The organism is Oricola indica, from assembly GCF_019966595.1.
In the GTDB taxonomy this organism is placed as follows: Bacteria; Pseudomonadota; Alphaproteobacteria; order Rhizobiales; family Rhizobiaceae; genus Oricola; species Oricola indica.
On sequence record NZ_JAINFJ010000001.1, the window covers coordinates 1,121,485 to 1,144,097 of the forward strand.

15 protein-coding genes are annotated in these 22,613 nt (G+C 62.1%); 3 read left to right on the forward strand and 12 right to left on the reverse strand.

Annotated features, from left to right (window positions below):
• Positions 1-63: 63 nt before the first annotated feature.
• The 3 genes from LC343_RS05400 to LC343_RS05410 form a co-directional block, all read right to left on the reverse strand.
• Entirely contained in the window at positions 64-2,103 is a 2,040-nt protein-coding gene (locus tag LC343_RS05400) for a 5'-nucleotidase C-terminal domain-containing protein (RefSeq protein ID WP_223476052.1), read from the reverse strand.
• A gap of 205 nt (positions 2,104-2,308) precedes the next feature.
• Complete coding sequence (locus LC343_RS05405) at positions 2,309-2,698, reverse strand: Omp10 family outer membrane lipoprotein (RefSeq protein WP_223476053.1); 390 nt, start codon at positions 2,696-2,698, stop codon at positions 2,309-2,311.
• 95 nt (positions 2,699-2,793) lie between these two features.
• Positions 2,794-4,245: a homospermidine synthase gene (locus LC343_RS05410; RefSeq protein ID WP_223476054.1), complete on the reverse strand. Its 1,452-nt coding sequence runs from the start codon at positions 4,243-4,245 to the stop codon at positions 2,794-2,796.
• Positions 4,246-4,436: 191 nt separating this feature from the next.
• Between LC343_RS05410 and ilvD the strand changes: the two genes are divergently transcribed.
• A complete protein-coding gene (gene ilvD, locus LC343_RS05415; RefSeq protein ID WP_223476055.1) occupies positions 4,437-6,272 on the forward strand; it encodes a dihydroxy-acid dehydratase in 1,836 nt (611 codons plus the stop codon).
• 52 nt (positions 6,273-6,324) lie between these two features.
• On the opposite strand, the gene LC343_RS05420 is transcribed toward ilvD, so the two are convergent.
• The gene (locus LC343_RS05420; RefSeq protein WP_223476056.1) at positions 6,325-7,245 is read right to left on the reverse strand and encodes a heme-dependent oxidative N-demethylase family protein; all 921 of its coding nucleotides are present in this window, start codon (positions 7,243-7,245) and stop codon (positions 6,325-6,327) included.
• A 10-nt stretch (positions 7,246-7,255) separates the two neighbouring features.
• On the reverse strand, positions 7,256-9,100 hold the full coding sequence (locus LC343_RS05425) for a M3 family oligoendopeptidase (RefSeq protein WP_223476057.1): 1,845 nt from the start codon (positions 9,098-9,100) through the stop codon (positions 7,256-7,258).
• Positions 9,101-9,259: 159 nt separating this feature from the next.
• Between LC343_RS05425 and LC343_RS05430 the strand changes: the two genes are divergently transcribed.
• The gene (locus LC343_RS05430; RefSeq protein ID WP_223476058.1) at positions 9,260-10,762 is read left to right on the forward strand and encodes a sigma-54-dependent transcriptional regulator; all 1,503 of its coding nucleotides are present in this window, start codon (positions 9,260-9,262) and stop codon (positions 10,760-10,762) included.
• A 360-nt stretch (positions 10,763-11,122) separates the two neighbouring features.
• Complete coding sequence (locus LC343_RS05435; RefSeq protein WP_487345352.1) at positions 11,123-12,817, forward strand: peptidoglycan L,D-endopeptidase MepK; 1,695 nt, start codon at positions 11,123-11,125, stop codon at positions 12,815-12,817.
• Between the two features lie 7 nt (positions 12,818-12,824).
• Here LC343_RS05435 and LC343_RS05440 read toward each other — a convergent pair whose 3' ends face one another.
• The 7 genes from LC343_RS05440 to LC343_RS05470 all read right to left on the reverse strand — a co-directional run bounded on the left by LC343_RS05440 (position 12,825) and on the right by LC343_RS05470 (position 22,345).
• A complete protein-coding gene (locus LC343_RS05440; RefSeq protein ID WP_223476060.1) occupies positions 12,825-14,225 on the reverse strand; it encodes a cation:proton antiporter in 1,401 nt (466 codons plus the stop codon).
• A gap of 66 nt (positions 14,226-14,291) precedes the next feature.
• Positions 14,292-14,555, reverse strand: coding sequence for a DUF2312 domain-containing protein (locus tag LC343_RS05445; protein WP_223476061.1), 264 nt, complete (start codon positions 14,553-14,555; stop codon positions 14,292-14,294).
• Between the two features lie 125 nt (positions 14,556-14,680).
• Positions 14,681-14,884 (reverse strand): hypothetical protein, encoded by a 204-nt coding sequence (locus LC343_RS05450; RefSeq protein ID WP_223476062.1) that lies wholly within the window; start codon positions 14,882-14,884, stop codon positions 14,681-14,683.
• 99 nt (positions 14,885-14,983) lie between these two features.
• A complete protein-coding gene (locus tag LC343_RS05455; protein WP_223476063.1) occupies positions 14,984-16,438 on the reverse strand; it encodes a glutamate synthase subunit beta in 1,455 nt (484 codons plus the stop codon).
• A gap of 14 nt (positions 16,439-16,452) precedes the next feature.
• Entirely contained in the window at positions 16,453-16,776 is a 324-nt protein-coding gene (locus LC343_RS05460) for a heavy metal-binding domain-containing protein (protein WP_223476064.1), read from the reverse strand.
• A 5-nt stretch (positions 16,777-16,781) separates the two neighbouring features.
• Entirely contained in the window at positions 16,782-21,494 is a 4,713-nt protein-coding gene (gltB, locus tag LC343_RS05465) for a glutamate synthase large subunit (protein ID WP_428982510.1), read from the reverse strand.
• Positions 21,495-21,865: 371 nt separating this feature from the next.
• Positions 21,866-22,345, reverse strand: a complete 480-nt coding sequence (locus LC343_RS05470) for an SAM-dependent methyltransferase (RefSeq protein ID WP_223476066.1) — start codon at positions 22,343-22,345, stop codon at positions 21,866-21,868.
• Between the last annotated feature and the right edge of the window lie 268 nt (positions 22,346-22,613).

Consider the following 22,613-nt stretch of genomic DNA (forward strand, 5'->3'; position numbering starts at 1 on the left):
GCGCTTCAAACGAAAAAGGCGCGGGAATTTCCCGCGCCTTCGAATTTGCGAAGAAAGCAGAGCTTATTTCGGGATGACCAGTTCGGCACCGATATCGAGATCGGAGGAGTCCATATCGGGATTGGCCTCGGCGATCTTGGTCCACATCGTCGCGTCGCCGTAATATTTCCGGGCGAGATCCCAGAAATTGTCGCCACGCACGATCGTGTGCTTGGTTTCTTCCATCATGGCCTCGCCCTCGGACATCTCCTCGGTCTCCGCCATCTCCTCTGTTTCAGCCATCTCTTCGGTTTCGGCCACCTCTTCGGACTCAACCATCGGCGGTTCGGTCGAAAGCGCGCCTGCGCCAAGTGAGGTTTCCGGCACTTCGACATTCACGTCGGCCGCCGGCTCCTCGGCCATGGCTTCCTCGGTCGCGGCTTCTTCCGCAGCCGGTTCCGCGGCCGCTTCTTCCATTGCCGGCTCTTCTTCCATGGCTGCCTCATCCGCCATCGCCTCGGCGACGGTGATACGACCATCCGTGTAGGGCTCATACGGGCTGTTGGCGGCGACATAGTCCGCGACCACGGTTTCGAGACCCGGACCGTAGTCATAGGCATTCATGCCGCTATCCGCGAACACCGAGTAACCGTCGCCGCCGGAACGCATGAAATTGTTGGACACAACCCCGTAGGTCGCTTCCGCATCGATTGGTGCAAACGCGCCGCTCGCATCCGCAACCATCACATCGGAGATACGCGAACCCGGTTCCTTGGAGGTGTCGAACGTGAACTTCAACCCGGCAACCTGCGGGAAACGTCCGCCACCATCCTCGACCTGACTGACGCCGTTCTCCAGCGCGACCAGGACGTCCGAACCCTTGAGCTGGAAAGTCGCCAGGGTGTTCTGGAACGGAAGAACGGTAAGAACTTCGCCCATCGTCACCTCGCCGGCGTCGATGGAGGCGCGCAGCCCTCCGCCGTTCTGGATCGCGATCTGGACGCCCTGATCCTTCACCCGATCGAGCATCGCATCGGCAACGAGGTTGCCCATGGAGCATTCCATGGCGCGGCAAACATCGCGGTTGCCCTCGATTGCGTCCGCCGAATCGCCGATGACCTTCCCTTTCAGTTCCTCGATCGGCGCAGCCAGTTCGGCGATACGGTCCAGCGATTCCTGGTCGGGCGTCACGGATGCATCCATCACGATGGGCTCGCCGGTCGCTTCCGTCACGACGCCTTCATCGGAGAACACGACCTTCAGGTCGCCGAGATACTTCGAGTAGGCATAGGCCTGCACGACCGGCACCTTGTAGCCGTCAGGATTGTCGACCCATGTCGGGTACGGTCCGGCGGCGCCTTCGGCCGTGTTCGACAGGAACGTGTTGGTGTGACCGCCGACAACCACGTCCACGCCCGGGATCTTCGCGATCGCCGCCAGATCGCGCGGATAGCCCACATGGGTCAGCGCGATAACCTTGTTGACGCCCTCGCCGGTCAGTTCCTCGACCGCGGCGGTGATCTTCTCGACATCCTCAGCGATCAGAACATGCTCGCCGGGAGAGGAGAGTTCGCCGGTGTCGTTGGCAACCGCACCGACAATACCGATTTTCTCGCCACCCTTCTCGATGATCACATAGGCCGGGATCTTGTCGGCAAGCGCGGATGCGCCGTCGGCAACGACGTTCGCCGATATCGCCGGAAAGTCGATTTTCTCGAGGAAGGGCGCGAGGCCCTCTTCGCCGTCATCGAACTCGTGGTTGCCGATCGTCATGACGTCGGTGCCCATCTTGTTCAGGAACTCGGCCTCAACCTCGCCCTTGTAGGTCGTGTAGAAAAGGGAGCCCTGGAAATTGTCACCTGCGTTGAGGAAGAGCAGGTTGCCGTCGCCGACACGTTCGCGCGCGGCGGCCGCGGCGGTCACCAGTCGCGCAACGCCGCCAAAGCATGCGCCTTCCGCCTCGTCGTCCGCCGAGCAGGTCGAGTCATACTTGTTGATGGACTCGATGCGGCTGTGCAGGTCGTTGATGTGGATGATGTTCAACTCGTAATCGGCGCTGGCCGTGGCCGTTCCGATCGCCAGTGCGGAAACGCTGAGCGTGGCAAGTTTCAGAATTCGGTTCATTTCATACTCCCTGGTCGGTAGGCGCGCGGTGGCTTGCAGCGCCGTGCGGCCGACTCATTGCATCGCGATGTAACGATTGAACGAAGCCGGCCGTTGCCCGCAATGTTTTCACTGCGCGCACCGCTTGGCAAGGCGTTTTGAGGCGAATTCCGCGCCCGCGGGACAATTCGCCGAAGCCGTGAATGGAAGGCGGCCGGTTGGCCGGTCAGCCCCGCCGCACCAGCGAGAACTGGCGACCGGTGTTTTCCGTACAGTTCATTGAACTGCTGCCCGCGACCAGCAGGCAATTCGCCTGGATACGCTCGCCCCGCACGATCGCGAGATAATCGAGCGAAAGGGAATTGGAGCCGGTGTAGTTGTAGCTCCCCTGCGCCGACTTGTTGCCGGTGTCGGTCGCCACGGCCGTGAAGCTGCCGTTCCTGAAGGTCGCGGCGATATTGCCGCCGGGATCGCCCCAGTTTCCTTCGGCCGGACCCGAGCGCATGGCAAAACGCCCGCCACCGCCCGGTGCGTCCATGACGCAGCCTGCAAGTGTTGTCAGCGCGATGAGAGTGGCGCCGAAAGCACCGGCCTTGATCATGTGACGGGAGAGCATTGTGCACCTCGCTTGGGAATCGGTTGTCTTAATATACGGCATTTTTACTATACGTGAAGTCGCGAAAACTATCACGACGTCACGGTGTCTGCCGGTCAGTGAACAAGAATGTTGCGGAACTGCCACGGATCAGACGTGTCGATGTCCTCCGGGAAGAAACCCGGCCGGTCGGATAGCGGCGTCCAGTCGGAGTAATAGCCTTTCACCGGGCCAAGATAGGGCAATTGCACTTCAAGGCACCGCCGGTAGTCCATTTCGTCGGCTTCCACGATGCCGGCTTCCGGGTTTTCGAGCGCCCACACCATGCCGGCCAACACAGCCGAGGTGACCTGCAGGCCGGTCGCGTTCTGATAGGGCGCGATCTCCCGCGTTTCCTCGACCGAAAGCTGCGATCCGAACCAGTAGGCATTTTTATTGTGGCCGTAGAGAAGCACGCCCAACTCGTCGATACCATCGACAAGCTGGTCCTCCTCCATCACCTCGAATCGCGATTGCGCCTTGCCGGCCTGTCCGAACATTTCGTGCAGCGACAGCACCGCATTGTTGCAGGGATGATAGGCGTAATGACAGGTCGGCCTGAACGTGACCTCGCCCTTCCGGTTGTGCGCCGTGAAGAAATCCGAAATCGAAATCGCCTCGTTATGCGTGACGAGAAAACCGTATTGCGGGCCTGGCGTGGGGCACCAGGTGCGCACGCGCGTCGCGGCGCCCGGCTGGTCGAGCCAGATCGCGGCCTTGCAGCCCTTCTTGTGTTTGCGGGCATTCTTCGGCTTCCAGGTTTCGTGCGTGCCCCAGCCGAGTTCGGCCGGCTGCAGGCCCTCCGCGACGAAGCCTTCGACCGACCATGTGTTGGAGAAGACGTCCGGTTCCTTCGGTGTCTTGGAGCGTTGCGTATCGCGCTCCGCGATGTGGATACCCTTCACGCCGACCTTTTTCATCAGCTTCGCCCAGCCTTCGCGGTCCTCCGGCTTGGGCTCCGTGAATTCCAGACCGCTGTCCTTGGCGAGATTGACGAGCGCCTGCTTGACGAACCAGGACACCATGCCCGGATTGGCCCCGCAACAGGAGACGGCCGTGGTGCCGCCGGGGTTCTTTTTCTTCTCCCGGCGAACGGTCTCGCGAAGGGCGTAGTTGGTGCGCGTGGAGTTGTCGGCCTTTTCGTCGAAATAGAAGCCGAGCCACGGCTCCACGACGGTGTCGATATAGAGAACGCCCAGCTTGCGGCAGTATTTCATGATGTCGAGCGACGACGTGTCGACGGAAAGGTTGACGCAGAAGCCACGACCTTCGCCTTCTGTCAGAAGCGGCCCGAGAACTTCCTTGTAATTGTCTTCGTTGAGCGCCACCTGAACGTGACGCAACCCGTGCCGCTCCATCAGGGCGCGGTCGGCTTCGATGTCGCGCGGCTCGATGACGGTGAAGCGATCCTTATCATAGGAGAAATGCCGTTCGATCAACGGCACCGTGCCACGCCCGATAGAGCCAAAGCCGATCATCACGACCGGTCCCGTGATTTCGCCGTATACGGGCCAGGTTTCACTCGCCATCCGAACCATTCTCCAACTCTTGCAAAGCCTCTTGATGGACTGCCGCTAAACCACACCAGACTGTCATAATAAAGGGAAAAGGCCGTCGCCCGGTTTGGTTCCGCCCCGCGAATACCAACAGCAGGGCTTTCTGAAACGGCAAATCCGCGCTATTTGCCCCCGACAATCAAACGCAGGAACAGGATATCGACATGCCCGCCTATCGTTCACGCACAACCACCCACGGCCGCAACATGGCCGGCGCCCGCGGACTGTGGCGCGCCACGGGCATGAAGGACGGCGACTTCGGCAAACCGATCATTGCGGTCGTCAACTCCTTCACGCAGTTCGTGCCCGGCCACGTCCACCTCAAGGACATGGGCCAGTTGGTCGCCCGCGAAATCGAGGCGGCCGGTGGTGTTGCCAAGGAATTCAACACGATCGCGGTCGATGACGGCATCGCCATGGGCCATGACGGCATGCTCTATTCACTGCCGAGCCGCGAGATCATCGCCGACTCGGTCGAATACATGGTCAATGCGCATTGCGCTGACGCGATGGTCTGCATCTCCAACTGCGACAAGATCACGCCCGGCATGCTGAATGCGGCAATGCGCCTCAACATCCCGGCCGTTTTCGTCTCCGGCGGCCCCATGGAAGCGGGCAAGGTCGTTTTGAATGGCAAGACCAAGGCGCTCGACCTAATCGACGCCATGGTCGCCGCCGCCGACGACAAGGTGACAGACGACGAGGTCCAGGCCATCGAGCGCTCCGCCTGTCCGACCTGCGGGTCGTGTTCGGGCATGTTTACCGCCAACTCGATGAACTGCCTCACCGAGGCGTTGGGCCTGTCGCTTCCGGGTAACGGCTCGACGCTTGCCACGCATGCCGATCGCAAGCGGCTTTTCGTCGAGGCCGGGCATCTGATCGTGGATATCGCCCGCCGCTACTACGAGCAGGAGGACGACAGCGTCCTGCCGCGCAATATCGCCTCAAAAGCGGCCTTCGAAAATGCCATGGCGCTCGATATCGCTATGGGCGGATCGACCAACACGGTGCTGCACATCCTGGCCGCCGCCCATGAGGGCGAGGTGGACTTCACGCTCGACGATATCGACCGTCTGTCGCGAAATGTCCCGTGCCTTTCCAAAGTGGCGCCGGCCAAGGCCGACGTTCACATGGAGGATGTCCACCGCGCGGGCGGCATCATGCGCATCCTCGGCGAACTCGACCGCGGCGAATTGATCAATCGCGACTGCCCGACCGTCCATTCGGCAACGATAGGCGACGCACTCGACCGCTGGGACATCAGACGCACCAATAGCGAAGACGTGCGCACCTTCTTTAGCGCCGCGCCGGGCGGCGTGCCGACCCAGGTCGCTTTCAGCCAGGAAGCGCGCTGGAAAGATCTGGATACCGACAGCGAGAAAGGCGTCATCCGCTCGGTCGAGCATCCGTTCTCCAAGGATGGCGGCCTCGCCGTCCTGAAAGGCAACATCGCGCTCGACGGCTGTATCGTGAAGACGGCCGGCGTCGATGAGTCGATCCTGAAATTCACCGGTCCGGCCCGCGTCTTCGAAAGCCAGGATGCGGCGGTCAAGGCGATCCTCTCGAACGAGATCAAGGCCGGCGATGTCGTGGTCATCATCTATGAAGGCCCGAAGGGTGGCCCCGGTATGCAGGAGATGCTGTATCCGACAAGCTATCTGAAGTCGAAGGGCCTCGGAAAGGCCTGCGCGCTGATCACCGACGGGCGTTTCTCGGGCGGAACGTCCGGTCTCTCCATCGGCCACGCCTCGCCGGAAGCGGCGAATGGCGGCGCGATCGGTCTGGTGCGCGAAGGCGACACGATCGAGATCGACATCCCCAACCGCACGATCAATCTCGCGGTTTCGGACGCCGAACTGGACAAGCGCCGCAGCGAGCAGGACGCCACCGGCTGGAAGCCTTCGGCACCGCGCAAGCGCAACGTCACGACGGCGCTCAAGGCCTATGCCGCCTTTGCCGCTTCCGCCGACAAGGGCGCGGTTCGCATCCTGCCGGAGTGATCGTCCCCGCAGAAACGGAAAGAGGCCGGCCCTCACGGAGCCGGCCTTTTCTTTACCCGCTCGCCTGTTCGCGTAGCCACCCGACGAGCCGTTCGCGGCCTTCCGCGAGCCCCTTGTAGGCAAGCTGCTTGGCATTCAGCGCCGCGAGCTGCTTCTCCAACCCGCTAGCAAGATCCTGTCCTCCGGGATGGCGCGGAAGAACCGACAGCGGGTCGAGATGGATGCGGATCGTGAACAGGATGTCGCCCGAGACCGGCATCTTGCGCAGCGTCTGGCGTTCCACCCTCAGATAGACGGTTTCGACCGGTTGTCCGGCGAGGAAGCCGCCCTGTCCCTCGGTCGCCTCGTCACGCTGGTTCTTCGAGCGCGGATGATACAGATCGGCGTTTTCCTGCAACGACCAGTTCATCCGCTCGACGGGCAACTCGACCTTGAGGCTGTCGAAGATTCGTTCGATCAGTCCGGCCGTGCGCGTGCCCGGCCCGAAAGCCGGAACGGTGGTGTGGATAATCTGGAGCGGCCTGTCGAATTTCTCCGCCAGTGACCATGACGAGGGAAAACAGAGCGACGCCGCGACGAGCCGCCATCCGTCGTCGAATTTGCGCATCAGCACCAGATCTTCCGGCACCAGCATAGATGCAGTCCTCAGCGGCGCCGGATCGTCGGGATCGAGGCGCACGCGGCGGCGCCCGTCGCCAATGACCAGTTCCGAGCCTTCATGGCGATAGGCGGCCGGAAAGCGATCCGGCAGGTAGCGGACGAGTGCATCGAGCACTTCGCCTTGCGCCGCGACCGTATCGGAACGCGCCATGAAGACACGTTCCGGAACGCTTGCGAAAAGCCGTTCCTTCTCGACGAGATAGGTTTCGAGGTCATCTTCCGGCTCGATCCAGTCGTTCACATCGAACGGCTTCAGCCCGATCGTGAACGGCGTTGCCGAACCGTCATAGGGCGTATGGACCGGCCTCGTCACCCTGTCGGCCTCACGCGTCGGTTGCTTCCAGTTCGTCGATGATGCCCTCGATGACCGCCAGGCCCCTGGACCAGAAAGCCGGGTCCGATGCGTCGAGCCCGAAAGGCGCCAGCAGCTCCGAATGGTGTTTGGTGCCGCCGGCACGAAGCATGTCGAAATACTTCGCCTGGAAGCCGGATTCGGCGTCCTGGTAGACCGCGTAGAGCGAGTTCACGAGGCAATCGCCGAACGCATAGGCATAGACATAGAAAGGCGAGTGGATGAAATGCGGAATGTAGGTCCAGAAGGTCTCGTAGCCCGCCGGCAAACGGATGGCCGGCCCGAGGCTCTCGCCTTGCACGCTCATCCACAACTCTCCGATCTGGTCGGAAGTCAGTTCGCCGTTTCGCCGTTCCGTGTGGACCTTGCGCTCGAACTGGTAGAAGGCGATCTGGCGGATGACCGTGTTGATCATGTCTTCCGCTTTCTGCGCCAGCATTGCCTTGCGCTCACGCTTTTCGCTGGTGCTGTCGAGCATGGACCGGAAGGTTAGCATCTCGCCGAACACCGATGCCGTCTCCGCCAACGTCAGTGGCGTCTGCGCCATCAGCGCGCCCTGTTCGCCGGCGAGCACCTGATGCACGCCATGCCCGAGTTCATGGGCGAGCGTCATCACGTCGCGCGGCTTGCCCATGTAGTTCAGCAGCACATAGGGATGGGCGGACGGCACGGTCGGGTGCGCGAAGGCGCCCGGCGCCTTGCCCGGACGCGCCGGCGCGTCGATCCACGACTTGTCGAAGAAGCGGCGCGCGATATCCGCCATCTCGGGCGAAAACGCCCCATAGGCCGAAAGCACGGTGTTTCGGGCGTCTTCCCAGCCGATTGTCGCCTGCGGCGTTTCGGGCAGAGGCGCGTTGCGGTCCCAGGCTTCAAGCACGTCGAGCCCGAGCCATTTCGCCTTCATCGCGTAGTAGCGGTGTGAAATGCGCGGATAGGCATCGCGCACTGCCTCCGTCAGCGCATCGACAACCTCGCGTTCGACACGATTGGCGAGGTGCCGGCTGTCGGCGATATCCTGGAAGCCGCGCCAGCGGTCTGAAATCTCCTTGTCCTTCGCGAGCGTGTTGGTGATCAACGTGAAGGTCGACAGGTTCTTGCCGAAGGTCTCCGTCAGGGCGCGGAAGCCCTTTTCGCGCCGCGCCCGGTCATGATCCTGCAAGAGATTGAGCGTCGACTCGATCGCAAGCTCCTCAACATCCACATTGAAGCGAAGCGCCGTCATCGTCTCGTCGAAGAGCCGGTTGAAAGCGCCGCGTCCCGTCAGCGACTTCTCATGGAACAATTGCTCGACGCGATCCTCAAGCTGATAGGGCTTTTCCTTGCGAAGATCCTCCACCCACGGCCGGTAATGCGCCAGCAAATCGTCCTCGGAAAGGGTGCGCTCCAGCGCTTCGTCCTCGATCCGGTTCAGCTCCAGCGCGAAGAACAGAAGGTTCGAACTGATGTCGGTGAGCTGCTGCTGCATGTCGCCGTAGAACTTGGCCTTGGCCGGATTGGCCGTCTCGCCGGCATAGGTCAGGCTCGCAAACGCCATGATCCGACCGAGCAATTCTTCCAACTGCTCGAATGCGGCGATTGCCTTGCCAAGCGATCCGTTTCCGGCGGCGAGCGACAGCTTGCCTTTCCATGTATCGGAGAACGCGACCGCCTCGGCGGCGGCGCGTTCCAGATCGTCCTTCAGTTCCGGCGCATCGATCGAGGGATAGAGATCGCCGAGGTTCCATTCCGGCAGATCGCCGAACTGTGCCGCTGCCGCGCCCTCGGCGGGTGATCGACTCGCGATGTCTTCCCGCAGAAAGGTCGAATGATGAATCATGGATCTGCCCCGCATGTCCGCCGGCAAATGCCCGGCGATCGTTAAACTTTGACCGGCAGGCTTAGCCCGCCCTTGAGATATATGTGCCAACCTGGCGCACAGGAGAAAATCCGGGTGCCTGCTACCGGAACATACTAAAGGTACGAAGCCATTCAAGCGATGAGTGCGCATATCCTCATAGCCGATGACGATCCCGTCCAGCGCCGCCTGATCGAGGCTGCGGTTGGACGCCTCGGCTATTCGTCCAGCGTGGTCGATGGCGGCGCAAAGGCCCTCGACGCCATCACCGATCCGGACGCGCAAATCGACGCCATCCTGCTCGACCTCGTCATGCCGGATATCGATGGCCTTACCATCATGCGCGCGATGCGCGAGCGCGACATTGAAACCCCCGTCATCGTTCTGACCGCGCAGGGCGGCATCGATGTGGTCATCTCCGCGATGCGGGCCGGCGCATTCGATTTCCTCGTCAAGCCGGTCTCGCCCGAACGGCTGAAAAGCGCGCTCGAAGCCGCGATCAAGGTCAAGACGCGCCAGACCCGTGACGCGGGCGAAAATGGCGCATCCGCCCGGCACAGGATGATCGCCGGCAGCGAGGCAATGGATCGCGTTCGCGCCCTGATGCGCAAGGCGGCGGCCAGCGACATACCCGTCCTGATCGAGGGCGATTCCGGTACCGGCAAGGAACTGATCGCCCGCGCGATCCAGGCAGAGAGCATCCGCTCGAACAAGCCTTTCGTCGTCGTCAATTGCGGCGCGATTCCGGAAAATCTGATCGAGAGCATCCTGTTCGGTCACGAGAAGGGTGCGTTCACCGGCGCGACGGAAAAGCACACCGGTAAATTCGTCGAGGCCAATGGCGGCACCTTGTTCCTAGACGAGATCGGCGAACTCCCGCTGGAAGCGCAGGTCAAGCTGCTGCGCGCCATCCAGGAAGGTGAAATCGAACCCGTCGGATCGCGCACGATCAGAAAGGTCGATATCCGTTTCATCTCGGCGACCAATCGCGACCTGATCGCAGCCATCAAGGCCGGGCGGTTCCGCGAGGACCTGTTCTATCGCCTCAATGTCTTTCCCATTCTGGTGCCCGCTCTTCGCCAGCGCGATACCGACATTCCCCAACTGGTTCATCATTTCATCGAGATGTACAGGCGCGAGCAACGCAGCTTTCGCGCGCGCGGGATATCGCCGGAAGCGCTGGCGCTGCTCCAGGCCCACGACTGGCCGGGGAACATCAGGCAGCTTCAGAATGCCGTTTTCAGGGCGATGGTCCTTTGCGACGGCAAGACCCTCCAGGTATCTGATTTCCCGCAGATACAGGCCCAGGTGCACGGCATCGATCCCGAAGAGCTTTCAGGAACCGGCGGCCGGGAAACACTCGCCTCCACGCCTCCTCTGGACAGCGCCCTGTCCAGCCCCGCCGGCAGCGCGAATTCGGTCTGGCGCGAACCAACGCAACCGGCGGACGTGCTGCGCATTCTCGACAGCACCGGCAACGTCCGTCCACTGGTCGAACTCGAAGCCGAGGCAATCGCCTTCGCGATCGACCATTACGGCGGTCAGATGAGCGAGGTCGCCCGCCGGCTCGGAATCGGCCGCTCGACGCTTTATCGCAAGCTCAAGGAATATAATCTCGACCAGGCCGAACTGGCCGCCGAGTAACCACCCGCCGCGAATCCAGCAGGTCCCGCCCATTGCACATATGCAATTGGTAACCATGAAGTTTTGCGGGTTTCGACCCGCACTGTCTTGCCATCGTATCACCGCATTTTCCGATCATCAGGGCCAGATATCGGGGGAACACCGGGGATACGTGGTGCAGATTGCCCTTTCGCAAGGTTTCCGACTGGATTTTGCCGGCTATCGGTGCGATCACCACGCTAACAAGCGGTTAACCATGTTTCCGCTAGCCTCCGGGGCGTTGCTGTTTTTACAGGTTGATGTGTTTTGAGGTTCCGGAAGACAAATCAGGCGGCAAGGCCCTGTCGCTGGGTCGCGCGTGCGTTCTGGCACGCGGCGGTCATGTCTTGTCTGGCTTTGCCCCTCATGTTGACGGCATTCGCCGCTGCGCAGGCCGAAACGCGCACGCTGAAACTCTACTACATTCATACCAAGGAACGCGCCGAGATCACCTTCAAGAAGGACGGGCGCTATATCCAGAGCGGGCTTAACAAGCTTAATCGCTTCTTGCGCGACTGGCGCCGTAACGAACCGACGAAGATGGACCCTCAGCTCTTCGACATCATCTGGGAAGCCTATCAGATGTCAGGCGCAAGGGATTATATCCACGTCGTCTCTGCCTACCGTTCGCCGGCGACCAACGAGATGCTGCGCCGGACCCGCGGCGGTCAGGCCAAGAAAAGCCAGCACATGGTCGGCAAGGCGATGGATTTCTATATCCCCGGCGTCAAGCTCTCCAAGCTGCGCGAGATCGGCTTCAAGCTTCAGGGCGGCGGCGTCGGATACTATCCGAAATCCGGCTCTCCTTTCGTGCATTTCGATACCGGCAGCGTCCGCGCATGGCCACGCATGAGCCGTTCGGAGCTAACCCGGGTATTCCCCAAGGGGGGAACCTTGCACCTGCCGCCCGACGGCAAGCCCCTGCCCGGCTACAATCAGGCGCTCGCCGCCTACAAGGAACGCAAGCGCAAGGGCCAGGCGACGGCAATCGTTTCGGGCGGACGTAGCGGCGGAGGAGGCGGCGGATTGCTGGCCGGCCTTTTCGGCGGCGGCGGAAACGACGACCGTGATGCCGCACCGGCAGCTCCAACGCCGCGCCGCGCGACACCACAGCCCAGCGCTCCCGCACCGGTTCGCGAAACACCCGGGAGCCTCATGGCGGCGCTGGTCCCGCGCGAAATGCCCTTGCCGCAATTTGCTCCGCGACCCGAGCCCGCCATTCCGCTCGCCGCAGCCGAAACCGCGGTCGAAAGGCTCGCCGAGGCGCCCGCTGCACCCGTTCCCCCGGCCAACATCCCGACGGCAACGGCACTGGTCCAGCCGGACGCCGCCCCGTCGGTTCCGACACCGCGTCCTCGCCCGGGCGTACAGGTCGCCAGCCTGCAGCGCGAACCCGCTTCCACGCGCCGCTCCGCCGCCGATATCGAGGCCGCGCTGAACGGCGCGACCAACGCGCGTGCATCTGCCGACGAGGTGGAGGAATTGATCAACTCGGCGCGCAAGGCCGATCTCGACCTCGCGGCGCTCGATATTCCGCTTCCCACCTCCGCGCCGCGCCCGGAACGGCTTGCGGGCCCGAAAATCGAGGTCGCCGCGCTTCCCGTACCGCAAAGCCCGCAACGAGCCTCCATCGAAGCCGTCACGCCAGGCGAAAAGGCTGCTCCCGTCTACGACACAGGTGTCGAGACGACCCTGAAAGCGCCGCGTCCCAGCCTTCACACCGCTTCCACGCAGAACGCAGCCGCCTCCCGGCTCGTACCGGCGGACCAGATCGACCCGGCGCGCTATGGAACCTGGACCACGGCACAACTCTCGGTCACCGATCACGGTCGCCTGACGGAACGCCCGGCCTTCATCCAGAACGCGCTGCGCGAAGCGCCGACAACGGTCTACACGAAAGGCTTTTCCAGAACCGCCGCCCCCGATCCGCGCCGCTTCTCCGGAAACGCGGTCACCTTCCTCGCCGTGGCGAAATTCCAGGGCGGCAAGGGTGGCGACGGCCAGCCACTGACGCTGAAGATCCCCGCCACCAACTGATCCGGGCTCAGCCCTTCTTCGCTGTATCGATATCCGCCAGCGGCCCGACCGGCTCGGCCTCCGCCACCGCGGATGAGACATTTCGTCTGCTCGCTGCCGCCTTCGTTTTGCGCCGTGCGATGCGGCCGGCGCGATAGCGCACTTTCAGCCACCACATCCCCTCCTCCACATTACCGATCTCGGCGGCATAGGCCTCCGAGAGCGCAGCGCGGTAGGACGAGTAGTTTTCCATCGCAATCGCCTCGACCCGGTGCATCACTGCCATCCATGCGGGAGAGAACAGGAGCGTAATCGCCGTGACGGCAATGGACAGGCGATAAATATCCGCTCCGAGCGCCCCTGCGGCAAATCCGGCAGCTGCGAGAACGAAGGAGAATTCGCCGATCTGGGCCATGGACAGGCCGCCGACAAGCGCGGTCTCCCTATCGAACCCGGCGATGCGAAGAAGGAAGATGTTCAGGATGGTCTTGACCGCAACCACGAAGAGGGCAGCCGCGAGCACCACGCCGAGATGATCGCGGATGTAGTCGAGGTCGATCAGAAGCCCGATGGACAGGAAGAAGACGACCAGCAGCACGCTCTGGATCGGCTCGATCACAGGGATGACCTTGTTGCGCAGCGTCGAGTTTCCGATCACGAGGCCGGCGACGAACGCGCCATAAGCGGGTGACAGGCCGACCACGCCGGACAGCGCCGCCGCGCCGAAACAGACTGCGAGCGAACCGAGCGCCAGCAGTTCGACATTATCCGCGACTTCGTCAGTGAAGGGTATCTTGAGTTTCGCGCTCCGTCCGAGCCACCAGAGCAGGACGCCGAGCAGCCCGACGGCAACCGCGATCTTGATCACCAGTTCGCCTGCATTCGCCCCCGCCCCGCCAAAGGACGAGACAAGGATCAACATCGGCACCACGGCGATATCCTGGGCGATCAGCACGCCGACGGTAATCCGCCCCGGCAATCGACGAAGTGCGCCCGTATCCTCGAGCATCTTCATCGCGACGACTGTGCTGGACAAGGCGATGATGAAACCGAGGATAACCGCCTCGGCCACCGTCGATCCGACCAGCCATGCGATGCCGGCGCCGATAGCAAGCGCGGCTAGCAACTGTCCGGCGGCAACGATGACCGCCGGCTTGAGGGTCGCGACAAAAGCCTTCAGCGACAATTCGGTGCCGATGAAGAACAGGAGGACAAGAACCCCCATCTCGGCGAGGAGGGAAACATTTTCGTTGGAGCCGATCAGGCCGAAACCGGTCGGCCCCATGATGACGCCGGCAAGAATGAAGCCCACCAGCGGCGGCTGGCGCAGGCGCATCAGCCCAAGGCCGGCCAGGACCGCAATCACGATCACACTCGCAATATCGACGAGCGGAACGGCGTGATGGACCTCTTCCAGCGTGTTTTCCATGACGGAGAACCCTAGGCCGTTTCAGCGGCAAAGGGAATCGCTTCCGTCATTTCACCGGGTCGGTGACTACTCCTCGTCGGGGGCGGGAACCATGCCGAGGGCATGCAGATAAAGATCGAGCACGGCTTCCTGCTCCATGCGCTCGTTCTGGTCCTGCTTGCGGATCGTGACGACCTTGCGCAGCACCTTGGTGTCGAAACCCGTGCCCTTGGCTTCCGCATAGACATCCTTGATGTCATCGGCGATGGATTTCTTTTCCTCTTCGAGGCGTTCGATACGCTCGATGAAGGCACGCAATTGATCACGGGCGACGCCGTTCACGTCGGACATTGGCAGGCTCCTGACCTTTGGGAGAAACTGGCCCACCGATGCCGCATCGCGACGATGCGGTCAACCGTTCCGATACGCCATTCACAGGTCGCTTGAACCTTTCGGATCAGGCGACCGATGAAATGTCAGCCTTGCCGGCGGCCGTCGAAAATGTGCTCGAGCTTGCGCGAAAGCAGCCACGCGACGGGAAGCGCCAGAACCGCACCGGCGATTGCGGCATACCCGATATACTGCGCTGAGAACATGTCGGCGCTGAGCAGCGCGATCACGATGATTCCCATCAGCGTCGGCGCTGTCAGCAGATAAGCGGCGAGAAGGAGAGCGAACATAAAAAACCCCCTGTGTCATATTCCACAGGGGGAATGTCTGCGCGTTCGGGCAAGCCCGCTTTGCGCTAAGTCAATCCGGTCCGCGAAATTTTCCGGCCTTTATCGCGGCAGGGTGGTCGATCCCATCAGGAACTCGTCGATCGAACGGGCGGCCTGCCGGCCTTCCCGAATCGCCCAGACGACAAGCGACTGACCGCGCCGGGCATCGCCGGCGGCAAAGAACTTGTCGATGGTGGTCTTGTAGTCCTGGTCATCCGCATGCACCGACGTACCGCCGCGGCGATCGACATCGATCTTGAGTCCGTCGCCAAGCTCGGCCAGGATGCCGTCTTCCAGCGGGCCGGAAAAGCCGATGGCGATGAAGGCCAGATCGGCCCGGATGAAGAATTCGGTGCCGGCCACCGGCTTGCGCGATTCATCGACCTCGCAGCACTTCACATGCGTGAGCTGTCCGTTTTCACCGACGAATTCGAGAGTCGCCACCTGGAATTCGCGCTGGGCGCCCTCCGCCTGACTGGACGAGGTTCGCATCTTCGTCGCCCAATAGGGCCACACAGCGAGCTTGTCTTCCTTCTCGGGCGGCTGCGGGCGGATATCGAGCTGCGTCACCCTCACCGCGCCTTGGCGGAAAGCGGTTCCGACACAGTCCGACGCGGTGTCGCCGCCGCCAACGACAACCACATGTTTGCCGCTCGCAAGGATCGGATCCGAATTCCACGCGACCGATGAAATGCTCTCATGCGCGACGCGCTTGTTCTGCTGCACGAGATAGTTCATCGCCGGGTGGATACCGGCGAGTTCATTGGTCGGAATGCCCGCTTCGCGCGGCTTTTCCGAACCGCCGCAATAAAGCACCGCGTCGAATTCCGCGTCCAGTTCGGCCACCGTCTTGTCGACACCGACATTGACGTTGACATGGAAGGAAACGCCTTCGCCCTCCATCTGCTTCACGCGGGCATCGATATAGTGCTTTTCCATCTTGAAATCGGGAATGCCGTAACGCATCAGCCCGCCCAGCGCGCTTTCACGTTCGAAAACATGCACTTCATGGCCGGCGCGACCGAGCTGTTGGGCCCCGGCGAGGCCGGCAGGGCCGGAGCCGATGACGGCGACCTTTCGGCCGGTTTTGTGGACCGGAGGCTGTGGCGCGACATAGCCGTTCTCATACGCCTTGTCGGCGATCGCTTGCTCCACGGTCTTGATGGCGACGGGAATATCCTCGAGATTCAGCGTGCAGGCTTCCTCGCAGGGCGCGGGACAGATGCGGCCGGTGATCTCGGGGAAATTGTTGGTGGAATGCAGATTCCGGATCGCGGAATCCCAGTCGCCATTGTAGACGAGGTCGTTCCAGTCCGGGATCTGGTTGTTGACCGGACAGCCCGTCGGTCCGTGGCAGAACGGAATGCCGCAATCCATGCAGCGCGCAGCCTGCTTGGCCACTTCGCCGTCTTCGAGCGGAATGGTGAATTCCTTGAAATGACGTATGCGATCGGACGCCGGCTGGTATTTCGGCGTATGCCGGTCGATCTCGAGAAAACCCGTTACCTTGCCCATAATCTGTCCAGGACCTATTCGATGACGACCGCAGTGCCCGATGCCGAAACCATCAGCATCGAACCGCTACCGGCCGCGATGTTTTCATAATCGAGGTCGACGCCGATGACGGCATTGCCGCCGACACGGCGGGCTTCGTCCTCCATTTCGGAAAGCGCGATTCCACGCGCCTCGCGCAGCGATTTCTCGTAGGCGCCGGAGCGCCCGCCGACAATATCCCGGATTCCGGCGAAGAAATCCCGGAAGATATTGGCGCCGAGAATGGCCTCGCCGGTCACCACTCCCCGATAGTCGGTGATCCGCTTGCCTTCAATCGTGTTGGTCGTCGAGATGATCATCGCCGTTACTCCGCCGCCACGTTCATCCGCATGCGCTCCATTTCCTCAAGCGCGCGCCGATATTCGACCGGCATGACCTTGCGGAACTTCGGACGGAAGCTTTCCCAGTTTTCCAGGATATGCGCCGCCCGCGCGGACCCGGTCAGCAGCCGGTGGTTGGAGATCAGTTGCAGCAACCGTTCCTCGTCGTGGCGTGTCATGTCGCCGGACACGTCGACACGGCCCTTGTGCATCAGATCGCCGCCGTGATGGTGCAGCTTCTCGAGGATATCGTCCTCTTCGGGAACAGGTTCCAGCTCCACCATCGCCATGTTGCAGCGCGTCTCAAAGGTCTCGTCCTCGTCCAGCACATAGGCGACGCCGCCCGACATGCCAGCCGCGAAGTTCCGTCCGGTCTGACCGAGCACGACGACGACGCCACCGGTCATGTATTCGCAGCCATGGTCGCCCACGCCTTCGACGACCGCCGCCGCGCCGGAGTTGCGCACCGCGAAACGTTCGCCCGCGACGCCCCGGAAATAGGCTTCACCCTGGATGGCGCCGTACAGCACCGTGTTGCCGACGATGATCGATTCTTCCGGCACGATTCCCGTGTTTTCGGGCGGACGAACGATCAACCGACCGCCGCACAGACCCTTGCCGACATAGTCGTTGCCGTCACCGATCAGGTCGAAGGTGATGCCGTTGGCGAGAAACGCGCCGAAGGACTGCCCAGCCGTGCCGTGCAGTTCGACATGGATGGTCTCGTCCGGGAGCCCCTTGTGACCGTATCGCCTGGCAAGTTCACCGGAAAGCATGGCGCCCGCCGACCGGTCCGTGTTGTGGATCGGCGTTTCGATGCGAACGGCTTGCTTCGTTTCGAGCGCAGGCATGGCCTCCGCGATAAGCTTGCGGTCGAGAATGTCGTCGATGGGATGCTTCTGGCGCTCGGTCCAGTAAATCTCGTGCTTCTCGGCTTCGGGTTTGTGGAACACGCGGGTGAAATCGAGCCCCCGCGCCTTCCAGTGTTCGATCAGCGCTTCCTGTCCGAGGAGGCCGGTTTCGCCGATGATGTCGTCGAGCTTCGTGTAACCCAAGGCTGCAAGCAGGCCCCGCACTTCCTCGGCAACATAGAAGAAGTAGTTGATGACGTGTTCCGGCGTACCCTTGAAGCGCTTGCGCAAGACAGGGTCCTGCGTCGCCACGCCCACCGGGCAGGTGTTGAGGTGACACTTGCGCATCATGATGCAGCCCGCCGCGATCAACGGAGCAGTCGAGAAACCGAACTCGTCGGCGCCGAGCAGCGCACCGATCACCACGTCGCGGCCGGTACGAAGCCCGCCATCGACCTGCAGTGCCACGCGGCTGCGCAGACCGTTGAGGACAAGCGTCTGGTGGGTTTCCGAAAGGCCCATTTCCCAGGGCGAACCGGCGTGCTTCAGCGAGGTCAGCGGAGACGCGCCGGTCCCGCCATCATAACCGGAAATCGTGATGTGATCGGCGCGCGCCTTCGCGACACCGGCCGCAACCGTGCCGACACCGACTTCCGACACCAGCTTGACCGAGATGTCGGCTGCCGAATTGACGTTCTTCAGATCGTAGATGAGCTGAGCCAGATCCTCGATCGAATAGATGTCATGGTGCGGCGGCGGCGAGATCAGGCCGACGCCGGGCGTCGAATGCCGGGTCTTGGCGATGGTCGCATCGACCTTGTGGCCGGGCAACTGGCCGCCCTCGCCGGGCTTGGCGCCCTGGGCGACCTTGATCTGGATCATGTCCGAATTGACGAGATATTCGGTCGTCACGCCGAACCGGCCGGAAGCGACCTGCTTGATCGCCGAACGCTCCGGGTTCGCGGTCCCGTCGGGAAGCGGATGGAAGCGATCCGGCTCCTCGCCGCCCTCGCCGGTATTCGACTTGCCGCCAATCCGGTTCATGGCGCGCGCCAGCGTGGTGTGCGCCTCACGGCTGATCGAGCCGAAGCTCATCGCCCCGGTCGAGAACCGCTTGACGATCTCGGATGCCGGTTCGACATCGTCGATGGCGACCGGTACGCGGCCCGTCTCCTCGGCCATCTTGATATGGAACAGGCCCCGGATCGACTTCGCGTTTCGTGCCTCGGCATCGACCTGGGCCGAGAATTCACGGAATTTCTCGGGCAGATTCTGGCGCACCGAGTGCTGCAGCGTGGCGACGGCGTCCGGAGTCCAGACGTGCTCTTCACCGCGCACGCGATACATGTACTCGCCACCGACTTCCAGCGCATTGATCAGCACCGGATCGTTGGAAAACGCCGAGCGGTGACGGCGCACGGTTTCCTCGGCGACCTCGGCAAGACCGATGCCCTCGATGGTCGTGGCGGTGCCGGTGAAATACTTGCCGACCAGTTCGCTCGAAAGGCCCACGGCATCGAAAATCTGCGCGCCGCAATAGGACTGATAGGTCGAGATGCCCATCTTGGACATCACCTTCAGGATGCCTTTGCCGATCGACTTGATGTAGCGGTGAACCACTTCGTAGCGGTCGACCTCCGGCGGAAACTCGCCCTTGGAATGCATGTCGAGCAGCGTATCGAAGGCGAGATAGGGGTTGATCGCTTCCGCACCGTATCCGGCGAGGCAGCAGAAATGATGCACTTCGCGCGGTTCGCCCGATTCCACCACGAGACCGACCGACGTGCGGAGGCCCTTGCGGATCAGATGATGATGCACGGCCGCGGTCGCCAGCAATGCCGGGATCGCGATGCGGTCGGCGCCGATCTGGCGGTCGGACAAAACGATGATGTTGTAGCCGCCATGCACGGCCTGTTCGGCGCGCCGGCACAGCCGCTCGACCGCCACGGCCATGCCGTCGGCGCTCTCGTCGCTGTCATAGGTCGTGTCGAGCGTCTTCGTGTCGAACAGCTCCTCGGTGTGACCGATGGAGCGGATCTTTTCGAGATCGCCATTGGTCAGGATCGGCTGGCGCACTTCGAGACGCTTGCGCCGCGACAATCCCTCCAGATCGAAGATGTTCGGACGCGGACCGATGAACGAGACGAGGCTCATCACCAGTTCCTCGCGGATCGGATCGATCGGCGGGTTCGTGACCTGCGCGAAGTTCTGCTTGAAATAGGTGTAGAGCAGCTTCGACTTGTTCGACATCGCCGAAATCGGCGTATCGGTCCCCATCGAGCCGATCGCTTCCTGGCCGGTCGTCGCCATCGGCGCCATCAGGATGCGCGTGTCTTCCTGGGAATAGCCGAAGGCCTGCTGGCGATCGAGCAGGCTGACATCCTCGCGCAGGGCGCGTGGCGCAACAGGCTTCAGTTCCTCGAGGACAAGCTGGGTGTTTTCCAGCCATTTCCTGTAGGGCAGCATCTCCGCCATCTGCCGCTTGATTTCCTCGTCGGAAACGATGCGGCCCTCTTCCATGTCGATCAGCAGCATCCTGCCGGGCTGCAGCCGCCACTTGGTCACGACCTTTTCTTCCGGCACGGTGATCACGCCGGCTTCGGACGCCATGATGACGAGGTCGTCGTCGGTGACGATGTAGCGCGCCGGACGCAGGCCGTTGCGGTCGAGCGTGGCGCCGATCTGGCGGCCGTCGGTAAAGGCAACCGCCGCCGGGCCGTCCCACGGCTCCATCAGCGCGGCATGGTATTCGTAGAAGGCCTTGCGCTTCTCATCCATCAACTGGTTGCCGGCCCACGCTTCCGGGATCAGCATCATGACCGCATGCGCGAGCGAATAACCGCCCTGGAACAGGAACTCGAGCGCATTGTCGAAACAGGCGGTGTCCGACTGGCCTTCGTATGAAATCGGCCACAACTTGCCGATCTCGTCGCCGAACAGTTCGGATTTCACAGACGCCTGGCGCGCGGCCATCCAGTTCACGTTGCCGCGCAACGTGTTGATCTCGCCATTATGCGCGACCATCCGGTAGGGATGCGACAGCTTCCAGGACGGGAAGGTGTTGGTCGAGAAGCGCTGATGGACAAGCGCCAGCGCCGAAACGAAACGCTCGTCGAGCAGGTCCTTGTAATAGGCGCCGACCTGGTAGGCCAGGAACATGCCCTTGTAGACGATGGTGCGCGAAGACAGCGACGCCGGATAAAAGCCGTTGTCGCGGCCTTCAGTCTCCGAATGGATACGGCTCGAAATCACCTTGCGCAGGATGAACAGCCGGCGCTCGAATTCGTCGCCGGCCTCCAGGCCCTCGGCCTTCGCGATAAAGACCTGACGGTGCACCGGTTCGGTCGCGACGATGTCGGGCGCCTTGGAAAGCGAGGAATTGTCGACCGGCACATCGCGGAAGCCGATCAGCGTCTGCCCTTCGGCGGCGACCACTTCCGTGATGATGTTTTCGATATGCGCGCGCAGATCATCTTCCTGCGGAAGGAAAAAATGTCCGACCGCATAGTCGCCGACGGGCGGCAACTCCACGCCCTTCGCCGCCCATTCTTCGCGGAACAGCGCGTCCGGAATCTGCACCAGCATACCGGCGCCGTCGCCCATCAGCGGATCGGCGCCCACTGCGCCGCGATGGGTGAGATTTTCCAGCATGGCGAGACCGCTGGAAACGATGGAGTGCGATTTCTCGCCCTTCATATGCGCGATGAAGCCGACACCGCAGGCGTCATGTTCCTTGCGCGGATCGTAAAGCCCCTGTGCTGCCGGAAGGCCGTATGCGGTCTTGCGCGACGTTCCGGCTCTCGGTCCTGCCGCACTGCCCGGTCCGGCGGGTTCGGATCCAGTGATCCTCTTCATCGCTCAATCCTCCGTCTCTGCGCACCTGGCGCGGTTATCGGTCCTGTCTAGCATTTCGGGCGCGCCCTGCCATCCTCCCGGTCAGGCGGCGCTCCGATCCCTCGCCGGTTTGCGCCGGTGGGATCGGATAGCCGCTCGTCAGGATCGGATCGGCGCCCTGCGCTTGCAGACGCGTATATGGATCAAACGGAATTATCCATGCCGTTAGATCCGAAATGCAAAATAGGACAGCAATGCTGTCTTATTCTTATGGCAGATAGCGAAAATTTTCTCAAGATGCAAATGCAAAAAAATCCCGCGCCAATTGGTCGAATATGTCCCAAAAGGCGTGAATTCGATTACATCCTTTCGCAGCGAGGGCGTCATTCCCAGTAACTGGCCATGATTTCCCGCGCCCATTCGGGTTCGCGAAATTCGCCGCGCGGGCGGTAGCCGGACCAGACCGGCTTGATGTCGAGCACCGGTGTTCCGTCGATCGCATCCAGCGCTTCCACCTCGACCTCCAGACCGTTCACGCCGAGCAGCCGGCAGATACTGACCCCGATCCGGTTGATCCTCATGCGGCCGTGCTGGGCGTAAATCCCGACGACCGGCCAGTCTGCCCGGCCGCGCGGGTGTCGTGCTCCAGCTTCCGACGGTTCGTCCGCATCGATATGAAAGTGGAACACCACCTCTATATGTGAATGCGCATCGAGCCCGTTCAGCGCATCCGGAGCCAGCAGATCGTCGCGCAGGACGATGGTCGCACGATTGTTGCCCCAATAGTCCTTGGTGGCTTCCACGCGCCCGCCGCTGACCCGTCCGATCGGCATCATTGCAATGTCTTCGAACGATTTGCTCATTCCGCTCCTCCCGTAAACCGCGCTCGCGACCGCTACGGTCGTCATGATCACATGTACCAGAATGCAACGGCGACCAGCCTAGCAGTCGGCGAATGCTTCGTCGCCCCGATCGCATCCGGGCGTTCAAGCCTCGCAGCCCGCAGCTGCTTTTCTCGTTTCGAAAAGATCCCCATCAACTGTTTCTCACACGGAAGTGACGTCGAATAACGACGCGTTGATTTCCTATTGATCGATGTCTCTGCGACTCCTGCCGTCACCGGGCGACTGA

Excerpts from the sequence above, each read along its gene's own strand:
- LC343_RS05400 (WP_223476052.1), bottom strand. The coding sequence starts at position 2,103 with ATGAACCGAATTCTGAAACTTGCCACGCTCAGCGTTTCCGCACTGGCG.
- LC343_RS05410 (WP_223476054.1), bottom strand. The coding sequence starts at position 4,245 with ATGGCGAGTGAAACCTGGCCCGTATACGGCGAAATCACGGGACCGGTC.
- LC343_RS05425 (WP_223476057.1), bottom strand. The coding sequence starts at position 9,100 with ATGATTCATCATTCGACCTTTCTGCGGGAAGACATCGCGAGTCGATCA.
- LC343_RS05455 (WP_223476063.1), bottom strand. The coding sequence starts at position 16,438 with ATGGGCAAGGTAACGGGTTTTCTCGAGATCGACCGGCATACGCCGAAA.
- LC343_RS05440 (WP_223476060.1), bottom strand. The coding sequence starts at position 14,225 with ATGGAAAACACGCTGGAAGAGGTCCATCACGCCGTTCCGCTCGTCGAT.
- LC343_RS05405 (WP_223476053.1), bottom strand. The coding sequence starts at position 2,698 with ATGCTCTCCCGTCACATGATCAAGGCCGGTGCTTTCGGCGCCACTCTC.
- LC343_RS05450 (WP_223476062.1), bottom strand. The coding sequence starts at position 14,884 with ATGTTCGCTCTCCTTCTCGCCGCTTATCTGCTGACAGCGCCGACGCTG.
- LC343_RS05460 (WP_223476064.1), bottom strand. The coding sequence starts at position 16,776 with ATGATCATCTCGACGACCAACACGATTGAAGGCAAGCGGATCACCGAC.
- LC343_RS05445 (WP_223476061.1), bottom strand. The coding sequence starts at position 14,555 with ATGTCCGACGTGAACGGCGTCGCCCGTGATCAATTGCGTGCCTTCATC.
- ilvD (WP_223476055.1), top strand. The coding sequence starts at position 4,437 with ATGCCCGCCTATCGTTCACGCACAACCACCCACGGCCGCAACATGGCC.
- LC343_RS05470 (WP_223476066.1), bottom strand. The coding sequence starts at position 22,345 with ATGAGCAAATCGTTCGAAGACATTGCAATGATGCCGATCGGACGGGTC.
- LC343_RS05435 (WP_487345352.1), top strand. The coding sequence starts at position 11,123 with ATGTCTTGTCTGGCTTTGCCCCTCATGTTGACGGCATTCGCCGCTGCG.
- LC343_RS05430 (WP_223476058.1), top strand. The coding sequence starts at position 9,260 with ATGAGTGCGCATATCCTCATAGCCGATGACGATCCCGTCCAGCGCCGC.